The following is a 15,085-nucleotide window of genomic DNA, read 5'->3' as shown; positions in this document are numbered from 1 at the left end:
GTTCTTTTTTGCCATTGACTCGCAGGGAACCGTGCCAGTGTCGTCACGCCGAAAGATGCTGTGCATTGACCTTTTCGTCGCCGCCTTGCGGCAACACCAATGCCCTGACTGAGTCCACAGAACGCAACGGCTGAAAGAGGGTGACGGGAAAAGCACTCTGAGCACGGGGGTGGCGCGCTCCATGTGGGTTGAATGCCGCGCTGAGCGCGCGGCATGGTAAAGGTGAAATCAGGATGAGGTAATCGGGCCACCAACCGAATGGCGACGTACCAGCGTAGGGCTGAACATATTGGTCACTTCGGGCAGCGGCTGTTGATGCGCGAGAGCCAGGGCCAGTTCGGCGGCCTGCTGGGCCATCGTGACAATCGGGTAACGCACGGTGGTTAAACGCGGGCGAACGTAGCGGGAAACCAGCACGTCATCAAAGCCGATCAGTGACATCTCTTCCGGCACCTGCACGCCGTTATCACTCAGCACCGCCAGCGCACCGGCTGCCATGGAGTCGTTGTAGCAGGCCACGGCGGTGAAGTTTTTACCCCGTCCCAACAGTTCGGTCATGGCCTGTTCACCGCCGACTTCGTCCGGTTCGCCCCAGGCGACCAGCCTGTCATTGCAGGGCAGACCATGCTCCTGCAGCGCATCGTAATAACCCTGCAGGCGATCTTCGGCATCGGAAATGGTGTGGGTGGAGCAGATAAAGGCAATATTCTGGTGGCCCAGTTGAATCAGATGGCGCGTGGCGAGCCAGGCACCGTAGCGGTCATCGAGCGCGATACAGCGCTTTTCAAACCCTTTCAGCAGCCGGTTCAGCAACACCATGCCCGGCATTTGCTTCATCAACACTTCCAGCTCGCTGTCGGGGATTTTCTTGGCGTGAACCACCAGCGCAGCGCAGCGATGCCGCATCAGTTGTTCAATCGCCTGGCGCTCTTTTTGCTCATTATGGTAACCGTTACCAATCAGCAAAAAGTTGCCCGTCTGGCCTGCCACCTCATCAACGGCTTTAACCATCGCGCCGAAAAAAGGATCGGAAACATCGCCAACCACCAGCCCCAGGGTTTCGGTTGACTGCTGGGCCAGCGCCCGTGCATTGGCGTTTGGATGATACTGCAGCGATTCCATGGCCTGACTGACAGCCTGACGTGAACTGTCGCTGGCTTTAGGTGAATTATTGATCACGCGGGAAACCGTGGCGACAGAAACACCCGCCAACCGGGCAACATCCTTAATGGTAGCCATGCGTTTACCTGATTTTGGGGAAACGTTTACACATCGCACCAGTGTTACGGAAAAGCGGGCGCACATCAAGACAACAGAATGCCAGCGCTGTCGCAAACAGGGTAAAATCAGACGGTTGGTGATGCCTTCTGCCAGGGGCCTGGCCCATGCTATGCTGCTTATCCCAACACCTGCCAAAGCGATGACCATGAAAATAAAAGTGCCACATCTGGCGCACTGGGGCGCCTTCACTGCGGTAAGCGAAAATGACCGTCTTATCGGCTGTGAACCTTTTTTTGCTGACGCCGATCCCTCGCCGATGCTCAACACCATTCCTGAACTGGTTTATTCAGACAAGCGCATTCGCCAGCCGATGGTGCGTCGCTCATGGCTGAAATCCCGCGAAAACAGCGACCGCACATTGCGCGGACGCGAAGATTTTGTTGCCGTTGACTGGGATACCGCACTGGATCTGGTGGCAGAGGAAAATCGCCGCATTCGCGAACGCTACGGTGCGTCGGGCATTTTTAACGGCTCTTACGGCTGGTCATCGGCAGGACGGGTTAATCATGCGCGTACGCTGGTGCGCCGCTTTTATTTTCAGGGCGGCGGCGGGGTCGATCAGCAAGGCAACTACAGCTGGGGCGCCGCGCAGTTTTTCCTGCCCTACGTGATGGGCACCTACATGCCGCTGACCGGGCGCGTCACCGACTGGCCGCAGGTGGTGGAACATGCGGAAGTGTTTGTCGCCTTTGGTGGGCTGGCGCTGAAAAACGCGCAAATCGCATCCGGCGGCGCAGGCCAGCACAGCCTGAAACCGGCGCTGGAGCAGCTGGCGGCGAAAGGCACGCCGGTGATTAACATCAGCCCGATGCGCGATGACTGTCCTGCGTTCGTCAATGCAGAGTGGATTCCGATCCGGCCCAATACCGATGTGGCGTTGATGCTGGCCCTGGGCTATGAAATTTATCAGCGTGGCGCGACCGACGAGGCGTTTCTTTCCCGTCACTGCACTGGCTGGCCGCAACTGCGTGCCTACCTGCTGGGTGAAAGCGACGGCATCGCCAAAACTGCCGGCTGGGCGAGTAAGATCACCGATATCCCGGCGGATCGCATTGTGCAACTGGCCCAGCAGCTGATCGGCAAACGCAGTTTTATCACCTGCTCCTATTCCGTCCAGCGCGCCCACCGTGGCGAACAGCCTTACTGGATGATGATCGCGCTCTCTTCCATGCTCGGGCAGCCGGGCTTGCCGGGCGCGGGCTTCTCGTTTGGGCACGGCTCAATGAACAGCGTAGGCAATCCGCGTCAGGAAGGCCCCGCGCCGATGATGAGTACCGGGCCGAATCCATCGGGTCTGTCCATTCCGGTGGCGCGCATCAGCGACATGCTGCTTAACCCCGGCCAGCCTTACGGTTTCCAGGGCGACACTCTGCACTATCCGGACATTCATATGGTGCACTGGGCGGGCGGTAATCCGTTCCATCATCATCAACAGCTTAACCGGCTGGTGGAAGGCTGGCAGAAGCCCGATACCGTGGTGGTTCAGGATATTGTCTGGACGGCTGCTGCACAGATGGCCGATATCGTACTGCCCGCGACCACCACGCTGGAGCGCAATGATATCGGCGGTTCATCGCGTGACCGTTTTGTGCTGGCGATGCATCAGGCGATTAAGCCGCAGCATCAGGCGCGCAATGACTTTGATATTTTTGCCGATCTGGCGGAGCGCTTAGGCTATCGCGATACCTTCACCGAAGGGCGCAACGAGATGCAGTGGATAGAACATCTCTACCAGCAATGTGCGGTGGCGCACGGCCGTCGTGGCATTCCTTTCCCTGAGTTCGCTGAGTTCTGGCAGCGTGGCTTTGTGGAGATTCCCGAAGGCGGCAAGCCCTACATCTTTATGGAAGATTTCCGCGGCGATCCCGAGGCCAACCCAATTCAGACCGCGAGCGGTAAAATTGAGCTGTTCTGTCAGACCATCGCGGATTACCAGCTGGAAGATATGGCCGGGCATCCGGAATGGCGTGAGCCTCAGGAATGGCTGGGCGCGGCAGCCAGCCGTGATTATCCGCTTCACATGATCTCCATCCAGCCATCAGACCGGCTACACAGCCAGTTAGACGCGACGGCCAGCGTTCAGGGCAACAAAACCGCCGGGCATGAAACCCTGTATATGCATCCGGCGGATGCGGCGGCGCGTGATATCGAGGACGGCGATGCGATCGAGGTCAGTAATGCGCGCGGTAAAATACTGGCTGGCGTGCGGTTAACGGAAGGGCTGAAGCAGGGCGTGGTGATCATTGCCACCGGCGCGTGGTTTGATCCCGGCTTTGGCAAAGCGTGGCAGCCCTTTGACCGTGCAGGTAACCCGAACGTGTTAACCCTGGATATCGGCACATCATCCCTGACGCAGGGGCCCAATGCCATGAGTTGCCTGGTTGACATTAAAAAACATGCCGTTTGCACAAAAGCGTAAGGATCTCATGGCTGGTTACATTTTGCAGGCATCTGTTGCGTTTCAGTCGTGGCAAAAAAGCCGCACCGCTTGCTACAGTCAGGGTCCCAGAGGTATTGATGGGTGAACATCAATTGATTTTTTCTTGATTACACCGACCTGCGTAGATACGCAGGTTTTTTTTGCCCTGAACAAAATGAACGATAACGAACTGATACACAGTTTTCCTGTGTTTTTGCCAGCGCTTTGATTATAACTGCTGGATTGACCTCTTTTTTTTAAGCGCAGCGGATTGCCATGCCCCGGATTAAAAAATTACTGGGTAAAGACCAGATAAAAGCCCCGTTTAACCCTTTCCGTTTTCGTCTGATCTGCCTCGGCGTATTTACCTGCCTGGCGGTTCTGCTGGCGCGCGTGGCCGATTTGCAGTTTCTTAACCAGCCGATGCTTGAGCATGAGGCCGATCAGCGCTCGCTGCGCACCGTCACCTTGCCCACCAGCCGCGGCACGTTGCTGGATCGCAATGGCGAAGCGCTGGCGCTCAGCGTGCCGTCGCGGGACGTGATCGCCGACCCGCAGCGCGTGCTGGAGAGCAATCCTGATTTTACCAGCGCCAAATGGGCCTATCTGGCGGCGGCGTTGAGTATGCGACCCGAAGAGGTGGCGGCGCAAATCACCGCGAACCCAAAACGTCGTTTCCTCTACCTTGGTCGCAAAGTCGAGCTGGGGATCGCCAAAGACATCAAAGATCTGAAGCTTAAGGGCATCAGTGAAGTTTACGATGACAGCCGTTTTTATCCGATGAGTGAAGCCTCCGCACCGCTGATAGGGATTGTCGGGGCCGATAACACGGGCCTGAACGGGCTGGAAAAAGGCTTCGATAAAGTCCTGCAGGGCCAGCCGGGTAAAGAAGTCTATCGCCAGGATGCGGCGGGCAATATCATCTCGATGATCAGCTATCAGCCGCCCACGCAGCCGCCCACGGTCCAGCTCAGCATCGATAAATTCAGCCAGTACACGCTGTACAGTAAGCTGCGCGATGGCGTGCTGTTAAACAAGGCCGATTCGGGCGCGGCGGTGTTGGTCAAAATTGATACCGGCGAGATTCTGGCAATGGCCTCTTATCCGTCGTTCAATCCCAACAACTATCAGGGGGCAACCCCGGCGCAGATGCGCAATACCGCCATTAACGACAGCTACGAGCCGGGTTCGACGGTAAAACCGCTGGTAGTGATGGAAGGGCTGGAGCGCCACCTGGTGCGGCCGGATTCTGTGCTGGATACCACGCCTTATCGGGTTAACGGCCACCTGATTCGCGACGTCGGCCACTGGCCGCGCCTGACCATGACCGGTATCTTGCAAAAATCGAGCGACATCGGCGTGTCGCATATTGCCCTGGCGATGCCGGCAGAGGCGCTGGTAAACACCTTCTATGCGTTTGGTCTCGGCAAACCGACCGGGTTAGGCTTAACCGGTGAAAGCGTGGGCTACTTCCCGTTGCACCGCACGCGCTGGGCGGATATCGAACGCGCGACCTTCTCCTTTGGCTATGGTTTGCGCGTTACGCCGCTGCAAATTGCCCGGGAATACGCCACGCTGGGCTCCTATGGCGTTTATCGTCCGCTGTCGATCACCAAAGTCACGCCGCCGGTGCTGGGCAAGCAGGTCGCGAACCCGGAAACGGTGAAGGAAGTCGTGCACATGCTGGAAAGTGACGTCTTACCGGGCGGGACCGGCGTTAAGGCGGCAGTGCCGGGCTACCGTCTGGCCACCAAAACCGGTACGGCGGAAAAAATGGGCACCAGCGGGAAGTATGACGGTGGCTATGTCAACTACACCGCCGGGATTGCCCCGGCCAGTCATCCCGAGGTGGCGCTGGTGGTCATGATTAACCATCCGACCGCAGGCGATCACTTCGGCGGCTCCGTTGCTGCGCCGGTGTTCGGTAACATCATGGGGCCGGTGCTCAAGCACATGAATATTGCCCCGGATGCTATCTACAGCAAGCCTGTGGATAGTGGTTCAGATAAATCTTAACCAAATCAAACTGTAAGCGAGGTGTGGATGTTTTTACACCTCGTTTCATTTCGCCGAATTCATTTTCCTTTTTCATCTGTCCCTGTCCCTCACAGAGTGAGAGGATGGAAATCCCAGAGGTATTGATGGGTGTGAAAACGGGCACTGCTCCGGCAAGGCCAATCGTTATTACACCAACCCACGCAGATGCGTGGGTTTTTTTTGCCTGAAGCACAGGCCTGCCTTCGTCTCCGGCATGGTCAGCCATCGTATCCACGCGGCCTTTCTCTGCGCGCTCGCCTTGCTGACAGCAGACTGGTAAGGTTTCTTAACGCAAACCTTACGGTTTGGCGATGGAAAGTCGTAACACAAGTAGCTGATAATCTTTGCTGATGCCGTTTCGATGAATCCTCCTCCTGATGAGGATTCCCTTTTTCCTCAATATCTGAAGAGATCGATGACTACTTACGTCTCCCGTTCCCGTGGTTCCCGCTGGCTGAAATGGCTGCTTCTGCTCATTGTGCTGCTCATTGTCGCCGGCGTGGCCTGGCGTCTGCTGGGCCATAGAGGCGCAGGGGGCAATATGCCCGCCGGTGGTCATGCGCGCCACGCGGGCCCCGGTATGCTGAAGGGCGGTACGACGCTGGTGCACAGCGGCACCGCCAGCACGGCCGATGTGCCGGTCTATCTCAACGCGCCCGGCACGGTTATTCCTAACGCCAGCGTGACGGTCACCAGCCGGGTGGACGGTCAACTGGAAAAGGTTTACTTCACCGAAGGGCAGAAAGTTGAAGCGGGCCAGCTGCTGGCGCAGATCGATCCCCGCAGCTACGAGGCAACGCTGAACCAGTATCAGGGCGAGCTCAGCGAAAACGCGGCATTGCTGAAAAGCGCCGAACTGACGCTGGCGCGCTACCGCAAGCTGGCGGCTCAGGACTCCCTGTCCCGACAGGATTTGGATACGCAAATCGCGACCGTGGGGCAGTATCGTGGTGCGGTTGCCGCCGATCAGGCCCAGATCGCCAGCGCCAGGCTTAACATCGGCTACGCGCGCATCACCGCGCCCGTCAGCGGTCGGGTAGGGCTACGTCAGGTCGATCCGGGCAATATGATTCAGAGCAGCTCAACCACCGGGCTGGTAACCATTACCCAGATGCAGCCTGCCGCCGTCACTTTCAGCGTGCCACAAAGCCATATCCCGACGCTGGTGAAAGCCCTTCATCACGATCAGACGCTGCCCGCCACCGCCTTCGATCAGGATAACCAGCATGTGCTGAGTCAGGGACAGGTGAAATTTATCAGTAATGAGATCGACACGGCGACCGGCACCATTGCACTGAAAGCGATGTTTGCTAACGACGACGAGGCGCTGTACGCCAACCAGTTTGTGAACGTTCGCCTGCAAACCAGCGTGCTGAAAAACGCCACCATCATTCCGGCGCAGGCGTTGCAGCTGAGCAGCGACGGCAGCTTTGTCTTTATCATCAATAAAGACAACACTGTCACCCGGCAGCCGGTCACCGCAGGCCCGGCGTATGGCGAAGCGTGGCAGGCTGTTCTGCAGGGCGTGAAGCCCGGCGACCGCCTGGTTACAGAAGGGATCGATCGCCTGACCAACGGCAGTAAAGTCGCGGTCGCAGACAGCACTCAACCGACCGCACCTGCCGAGGCCCAATGAATCCGTCACGCCTCTTTATCCTGCGACCGGTCGCTACCATCCTGCTGATGGCCGGCGTGCTGATCGCCGGTATTTTTGCCTACCGGTTTCTCTCCACCTCGGCGCTGCCGCAGGTCGATTACCCGACCATCCAGGTGACAACGCTCTATCCCGGCGCGAGTCCGGATGTCATGGCCTCGACGGTGACCTCGCCGCTGGAGCGCCAGCTGGGGCAGATGTCGGGACTCAGCCAGATGACCTCGACCAGCTCCAGCGGATCGTCCATCATCACGCTGAAGTTCAGCCTGGATCTGTCGCTGGACGTGGCCGAACAGGAGGTGCAGGCCGCCATTAACGCAGCCAGTAATCTGCTACCGACCGATCTGCCGAATCCGCCCACCTATAAGAAAGTCAATCCGGCCGACAGCGCGGTGATCACCTTAGCCGCCAGCTCGAACACGCTGCCACTGACGCAGGTTCAGGATCTGGTGAATACGCGCGTGGCACTGAAGCTGTCGCAAATTTCCGGTGTGGGCATGGTGACGCTTGCGGGCGGCCATCAACCGGCGATTCGCGTACAGATGAACCCTCAGGCGCTGGCGGCCCATGGCCTGACGCTGGCAGACGTGAATACGTTAATCAGCAACAGCAATGTCAAAGGTTCCAAAGGCGGATTTGACGGTCGCTATCACTCGGTGACGATCGATGCCAATGACCAGTTGCGCACCGCTGCCGAATACGGCAACCTGATCCTGACCTACCAGAACGGGGCGGCGCTGAGGCTGAAGGATATCGCGCATATAGAACAGGGGCCGGAGAACAGCTTTCAGTCTGCCTGGGCCAACGGCAGCCCGGCTATCGTGATCGGCTTGCAGCGTCAGCCCGGGGCCAACGTTATCCAGGTGGTCGACAGCATCAAGGCGCAGTTGCCGACGCTGCAGGCCGCGCTGCCTGACGGCGTGAAAATGACGGTCCTGTCTGATCGTACCCAGACCATTCGTGCTTCCATCAGCGACGTGCAGTTTGAGCTAATGCTCTCGATTGCGCTGGTGGTGATGGTGACGTTTCTGTTCCTGCGCAACGTGGCAGCGACGCTGATTCCCAGCGTGGCGGTGCCGCTCTCGCTGGTGGGAACCTTTGGCGTCATGTATCTCGCGGGTTTCAGCCTCAATAACCTGTCGCTGATGGCGCTGACCATTGCCACCGGCTTTGTTATCGATGACGCGATTGTGGTGGTCGAGAACATTTCCCGACGGCTGGAAGCGGGCGAGCCACCGATGGAAGCGGCGTTAAAAGGATCGCAGCAGATTGGCTTTACCATTATCTCGCTGACCTTTTCCCTGATTGCGGTGCTGATTCCGCTGCTGTTTATGGGCGATGTCGTAGGACGCCTGTTTCGCGAGTTTGCCATCACGCTGGCGGTGTCCATTCTGGTCTCGATGCTGGTCTCGCTGACCTTAACGCCAATGCTGTGTGCCTACCTGCTGCGCCATATTCCGCCAGAGAAACAGTCCCGCTTTGCGCGCAAAGGTGGCGAGATTTTCGATCGGCTCATTCGCGGCTATGATCGCCTGCTGACCCTGGTGCTGGATCATCAGAAACTGACGCTGCTGGTGGCGCTGGCGACCTTTGCCCTGACCGCGCTGCTGTATATGATTGTCCCGAAGGGCTTTTTTCCGATCCAGGATACCGGGTTGATTCAGGGCGTAACGGTGGCTTCTCAGGACGTTTCCTTTACGGAGATGGCGAAGCGTCAGCAGGCGCTGTCTGCGGTGATCATGCAGAACCCGGCGGTCGAGAGCGTCTCTTCGACAATTGGTATTGATGGCAATAACACCAGCCTGAACAGTGGTCGGTTACAGATCAACCTGAAGCCCTTTGGTCAGCGCGATGACAAAGCCGGTGCGATCATCAAACAGCTCCAGCAGGCAGCAACAGGCGTGGTCGGCATTCAGCTCTACCTGCAACCGGCACAGGATCTGACCGTCAACGATCAGGTCACGCCGAGCCAGTATCAGTTCACCCTTGATGATGCCAACAGCGAAGACCTGGTGACCTGGTCGCCGAAACTGGTGGCGGCCTTGCAGAAACGGCCAGAGTTCAACGGCGTGGTCAGCAACCTGCAGGATCAGGGCCGGGTCGCTTATGTCGAACTGAACCGGGACAAAGCCGCGCGCGTTGGTGTCACCGCCGCGGACGTGGATACCGCGCTCTACAGCGCGTTTGGGCAGCGTCTGGTCTCGACGATCTTTACCCAGTCGAATCAGTATCGCGTGGTGCTGGAAGTCGCACCGCAGTACCAGCAAAGCCCGGCCTCATTTGATGATGTGTTTCTGAAACCCTCTGCCAGCACGAGCAGCAGCGCATCAGGCAGTACGTCCACCAGCACCAGCAGCACGGAGACCACGTCAACTTCGACCGCCAGCAGTCCCACGGCAACAACGACCAGCAGCAGCGGCATGGTCAAACTCACCTCCATCGCCACGATCCACCAGCGGACCGGTTCGCTGATGCATATGCGGCTGAATCAGTTCCCGGCGGTGATGATCTCCTTCAACCTGAGTGACGGCTATTCGCTGGAAGATGCGCAGAACGCCATTAGCGAGGTGACTGCACAGCTGCATCTGCCGTCGGCAGTGACGCTGCGTTATCAAGGGGAAACCTCGGCGTTTCAGAGTGCCACCAGTAACACGTTGTGGCTGATCCTGGCGGCGCTGCTCACGATGTATGTGGTGCTGGGCATTCTGTACGAAAGTTTTATTCATCCGGTGACCATTCTCTCGACGCTGCCCTCGGCGGCGGTCGGCGCGCTGTTAACCCTGCTGCTGGCCAATACGGCGTTCAGCCTGATTGCGCTGATTGGGGTCATTCTGCTGATCGGTATCGTCAAGAAGAACGCCATTATGATGATCGACTTTGCGCTGGAGGCCGAAAATAAGCAGCATCTTTCGCCCCGGGACGCGATTCACCAGGCCTGTTTGTTGCGTTTCCGGCCCATCCTGATGACCACCATGGCGGCGCTGCTGGGCGCGCTGCCGCTGATGCTGGCCTCCGGATCGGGCGCAGAACTGCGCCAACCGTTGGGGCTGGTGATTGTCGGCGGATTGATCGTCAGTCAGGTGCTGACCCTGTTTTCTACCCCGGTCATCTATCTGTGGTTTGACGGCATCGCCCAGCGCGGCAATGCCTGGGTGAAACGCCGACAGCAACAGGCGCGGAGCGGGCAATGAACCTGACCCGGCTGTTTATCTTCCGCCCGGTCACCACGCTGTTGCTGACGATGGCGATCCTGCTGCTCGGCGTGCTGGGCTACCGCCTGTTGCCGGTGGCCCCGCTGCCGCAGGTGGATTTCCCCACCATTATGGTTAACGCCAGCCTGGCCGGTGCCAGCCCGGAAACGATGGCGGCAACCGTTGCCACCCCGCTGGAACGGTCGCTGGGACAGATTGCCGGTATTACCGAGATGACCTCGAACAGTTCACAGGGCACCAGCACCATCATTTTGCAGTTTGAACTTAATCGCGATATCAACGGCGCGGCGCGTGACGTACAGGCGGCGATCAACGCCGCACGCAGCCTGCTGCCGAGCGCGATGGCATCGCTGCCGACCTACCACAAAGCCAACCCGTCGGATGCGCCGATTGTGATGCTGGCGCTGACCTCCGCCACCCGCACGCCGGGGGAACTCTACGATCTGGCCGAAAGCAAAATCGAACAGGCGATGGGGCAGGTCAAAGGCGTGGGTGATGTGTCGCTGATGGGGAGCGCACTGCCCGCGGTGCGCATCGATCTGCAGCCGCGTAAACTCATCCATGCGGGTATTTCGCTTGATACGGTGCGCAGCGCAGTGGCCAACAGCACCAGTAATCTGCCTAAAGGCTCGCTACAGGGCAGCAACCAGTCGTGGATGGTGGACGGCAATGGACAGCTGGACAAGGCAGCCAGCTACCGCAACCTGATTATCAGCAACAAAGACGGCAATGTCGTGCGCCTGGGCGACGTCGCCAGCGTGTACGATTCAGTGGAGGACCGCTATCAGGCGGGCTTCCTCAATGCTCAACCGGCGGTCATGGTGGGCATCAAGCGCCAGGCGGGCGCCAATATGCTGGACACCATTGACGCCATCAAAGCCCAACTGCCAGCCCTGGAAAAAGATCTGCCTGCCGATACCCAGCTTAAGGTGGTGGTGGACCGTTCACCGGGCGTGCGCGCCTCGCTTTACGATACCGAAGAAACGCTGCTGATTGCCGTGCTGTTGGTTATTGCGGTTGTGTTTGTCTTTTTACGCAACCTGCAGGCCGTCATGATTCCGGCCCTGGCGTTGCCGGTCTCGCTGATCGGAACCTGTGCGGTGATGTACCTGCTGGGCTACAGCCTGGATAACCTCTCCCTGATGGCGCTCATCATCTCGACCGGCTTTGTGGTCGATGACGCCATCGTGGTGCTGGAAAACATCACCCGCCATATTGAAGCCGGACATCGCCCGCTGCGAGCGGCACTGCGCGGTGCGCGCGAGGTCAGCTTTACCGTACTGTCGATGACGGTATCGCTGATCGCCGTGTTTATTCCCATCCTGCTGATGGGCAGCCTGCTGGGTCGGCTGTTTCGGGAGTTTGCCATCACCTTGACCGTGTCTCTGCTGATTTCGATGTTTGTTTCGCTGAGCCTGACGCCAATGCTCTGCGCACGGCTGCTGAAGCCGAAACCCAGCGTATATAAGCGCCCACATCCGTTCTATCAGTTGATTGAAAATCAGTTAAACCATGCACTTGCGGCTTACTCACGTGGCCTGAACTGGGTGATGCGCCATCAGAAACTGACCCTGTTCAGCCTGCTGCTTACCGTGCTGCTTAATCTGTTTCTTTATACAGTGGTGCAAAAAGGCTTCTTCCCGGAACAGGATACCGGCCTGCTGATGGGAGCCTTACGGGCGGATCAGAATATTTCGTTTCAGGCGATGAAGCCCAAGATGCTGCAGTTCACCAACATTATTCGGTCCGATCCGGCGGTTGAAAGCGTGATGTCGTCCATGGGCAGCGGGATGTTTGGCTCGCGCAACAACGCCGACTTTTTTGTCCGGCTAAAAGATTTTGATCAGCGTGATGCCACGGCCAGCGAAGTGGCCAACCGGTTAAGTCAGAAAACCAGTAAGATCCCTGGTGCGCAGCTGTTTCTGATGGCGGCGCAGGACCTGCACATCGGCGGACGCAGCGCCAATGCCAGCTACCAGTACAGCCTGCAGGCGGACGACCTTGCGCTGCTGCGCGAATGGACGCCCAAAGTCCAGGCGGCGCTGGCGGCGATTCCGCAGCTCAACAGCGTCGATTCCGACGCGCAAACCGGCGGTCAGGAAGTGATGCTGACTATCGACCGCGACCGGGCGACCCAACTGGGCGTGAATGTGAAGATGCTGGACACCATGCTGAATAACGCCTTCAGCCAGCGCCAGATTGCCACGCTGTACCACACGCTGAATCAGTATCATGTGGTGATGTCGCTGCAGGACAGCGATACCCGCGATCCGGCGATTCTGCAGCAGCTTTACGTGATTAACGATAACGGCGATCGCATTCCGCTGTCGGCCTTTGTCAGCTTCGCGGGCGGCAATGCCCCGCTGACGGTGACACATCAGGGACAGTCTGCTACCAGCACCATCGCCTTTAACCTGAATGACGGCGTGTCGCTGGAGCAGGCGGAGGCGCTGATCAAGCAGGCGATGGCCCGGCTTGGCTTGCCCTCAACGATTCAGGCGGGCTATGCCGGGACGGCGGCCGAGTTTAACCAGTTAACCGCCACAATGCCGTGGCTGATTGTGGCGGCACTGGTGGCGGTCTATATCGTCCTCGGCGTGCTGTATGAGAGCTACATTCACCCGCTGACCATTCTGTCGACCTTGCCCTCGGCGGGCGTCGGCGCGCTGCTGTTACTGTTACTGACGAACACCCAGCTCACGATAATCGCGCTTATCGGCATTATCCTGTTGATTGGTATCGTGAAAAAGAACGCGATTATGATGATCGACTTTGCCATCGATGCCGAGCGGCGGCTGGGCATGTCGCCACAGCAGGCGATTACCCAGGCCTGCCTGATGCGCTTCCGTCCCATAATGATGACCACGCTGGCCGCCTTCTTCGGGGCGCTGCCGCTGGCGTTGGGCAGCGGCGGCGATGCCGACCTACGCAGCCCGCTCGGCATTGCCATCGCAGGGGGATTAGCGCTGAGCCAGCTGCTGACGCTGTTTACCACGCCGGTCATTTATCTGTGGCTCGATCGCCTGAGCCGTGCCACTCAACGTCAATGGCGTCGTCTGCGCCATGCGGAATCCTGAATCATGAAATCACTTATTCCCGCCGTGCTGGTGGTGCTGTTGAGCGGTTGTACTGTCGGCCCTGATTATCAACGCCCGACGATGGCTATGCCGGTTCACTACAAAGAAGCGAAAGGCTGGCAGCAGGCCACGCCGCAGGACGACCAGCACAAAGGCGCATGGTGGACGGTGTATCAGGATGCCACGCTAAGCAGCCTGCTCAGCCAGGTCAGCATCTCTAATCAGAATGTGGCGGAATATGCGGCGCAGTATCGTCAGGCGCAGGCGCTGGCGGCACAGTCTCGTGCAGCGCTGTTTCCCACCTTAGGCTATGACGCCAGCACGACGCGGAGCGGCAGCCACGGCGCTACCGACAGTACGCGCACCACCAGCAGCAGCCATCAGGCGGCACTGAATGCCAGCTGGGAGCTGGATTTATGGGGCAAACTGCGTCGAACGCGGGAAGAAAATCAGGCCAGCGCGCAGGCCAGCGCCGCCGAGCTGGCCAATATTACCCTGAGCGCCCAGGCCGAGTTGGCGGAGGACTACTTCCAGTTGCGCATCATGGACGAAAAAATTGCGCTGTATCAGCAGAGCATTGCCGCTTATCAACGCTATCTGAGGGTGATACAGAACCAGTATCAGGCGGGGACAGAATCGCGCGCCACGGTGGCTCAGGCGCAGCAACAGTTGGAGAGCGCCAGCGCCTCGGCGCAGGATTATCAGTGGCAGCGCGCTCAAATGGAACATGCTATCGCCCTGCTGGTGGGCAAAGCGCCTGCGGATTTCAGCCTGCCTGTGGCAACGCTGATGGCGACGCTGCCCGCGGTTCCCGGCGGCTTACCGTCCGAACTGCTACAGCGTCGCCCGGATATCGCCTACGCCGAGCGTAAAATGGCGGCATCCAATGCGGCGATCGGTGTGGCGGTTGCGGGTTATTACCCCGATCTCACCCTCAGCGCCAGCGGCGGCGTGAGTGCCTCTGCGCTGCATAACCTGTTCGCCTTACCTAACCGCGTCTGGTCGTTGGGGCCAGAGCTAAGCGGCACACTGCTGGACTTCGGCGCGACCTCGGCCAGCGTTGAGCAGGCCCGCGCCGCCTATGATGCCAGCGTAGCGAACTATCGGCAGACGGTGCTGACGGCGATGCAGGACGTTGAAGACCGGCTGGTGGAGCTGAATACCCTGCAGGGCGAAATCGCCGCGCAGCAGCGCGCCACCGCCGCCGCGCAGACCTCGGCCCAGGTCACGCGTAATCAGTATGAGGCCGGGATGATTGACTATCTGGATGTGGCGACAACGGAAAACAGCAGCCTGAGCGCACAACAAAGTTTACTGACGCTAAAAAGCACCCAGTGGGTGAGCAGCGTGGCACTTATCGCAGCGCTGGGCGGCGGCTGGCATACCGCACCCTGAAGGCGGACAT

The 15,085-nt window shown here is 58.8% G+C and carries 7 protein-coding genes; 6 read left to right on the top strand and 1 reads right to left on the bottom strand.

Translation table 11 applies throughout. The annotated features are described in order from the left end of the window. Window positions 1-228 precede the first annotated feature (228 nt). Window positions 229-1,239 (bottom strand): HTH-type transcriptional regulator GalR, encoded by a 1,011-nt coding sequence (gene galR / locus QNH99_RS19340; protein ID WP_063878175.1) that lies wholly within the window; start codon window positions 1,237-1,239, stop codon window positions 229-231. Window positions 1,240-1,426: 187 nt separating this feature from the next. Between galR and QNH99_RS19335 the strand changes: the two genes are divergently transcribed. The 6 genes from QNH99_RS19335 to QNH99_RS19310 all read left to right on the top strand — a co-directional run bounded on the left by QNH99_RS19335 (window position 1,427) and on the right by QNH99_RS19310 (window position 15,075). Beyond that, entirely contained in the window at window positions 1,427-3,700 is a 2,274-nt protein-coding gene (locus tag QNH99_RS19335) for a molybdopterin guanine dinucleotide-containing S/N-oxide reductase (protein ID WP_109716803.1), read from the top strand. 276 nt (window positions 3,701-3,976) lie between these two features. After that, window positions 3,977-5,716: a penicillin-binding transpeptidase domain-containing protein gene (locus tag QNH99_RS19330; protein WP_063878176.1), complete on the top strand. Its 1,740-nt coding sequence runs from the start codon at window positions 3,977-3,979 to the stop codon at window positions 5,714-5,716. Window positions 5,717-6,152: 436 nt separating this feature from the next. After that, window positions 6,153-7,373 carry an MdtA/MuxA family multidrug efflux RND transporter periplasmic adaptor subunit gene (locus tag QNH99_RS19325; RefSeq protein ID WP_063878177.1) on the top strand — a complete coding sequence of 407 codons (1,221 nt, stop codon included), beginning with the start codon at window positions 6,153-6,155 and terminating at the stop codon, window positions 7,371-7,373. Further along, window positions 7,370-10,582 carry an efflux RND transporter permease subunit gene (locus QNH99_RS19320; RefSeq protein WP_410517093.1) on the top strand — a complete coding sequence of 1,071 codons (3,213 nt, stop codon included), beginning with the start codon at window positions 7,370-7,372 and terminating at the stop codon, window positions 10,580-10,582. The genes QNH99_RS19325 and QNH99_RS19320 overlap by 4 nt, the downstream gene beginning before the upstream one ends. Then, window positions 10,579-13,680 carry an efflux RND transporter permease subunit gene (locus QNH99_RS19315; RefSeq protein WP_410517092.1) on the top strand — a complete coding sequence of 1,034 codons (3,102 nt, stop codon included), beginning with the start codon at window positions 10,579-10,581 and terminating at the stop codon, window positions 13,678-13,680. Before QNH99_RS19320 ends, QNH99_RS19315 begins: the two co-directional genes overlap by 4 nt. A gap of 3 nt (window positions 13,681-13,683) precedes the next feature. Continuing rightward, window positions 13,684-15,075: an efflux transporter outer membrane subunit gene (locus QNH99_RS19310; protein WP_410517091.1), complete on the top strand. Its 1,392-nt coding sequence runs from the start codon at window positions 13,684-13,686 to the stop codon at window positions 15,073-15,075. Window positions 15,076-15,085 lie beyond the last annotated feature (10 nt).

The sequence above is a fragment of the Pantoea allii genome (assembly GCF_046529425.1).
Lineage (GTDB): Bacteria > Pseudomonadota > Gammaproteobacteria > Enterobacterales > Enterobacteriaceae > Pantoea > Pantoea allii.
The sequence above is the reverse complement of the archived record's forward strand: the minus strand, read 5'-3'. Positions and strand labels throughout refer to the sequence as shown.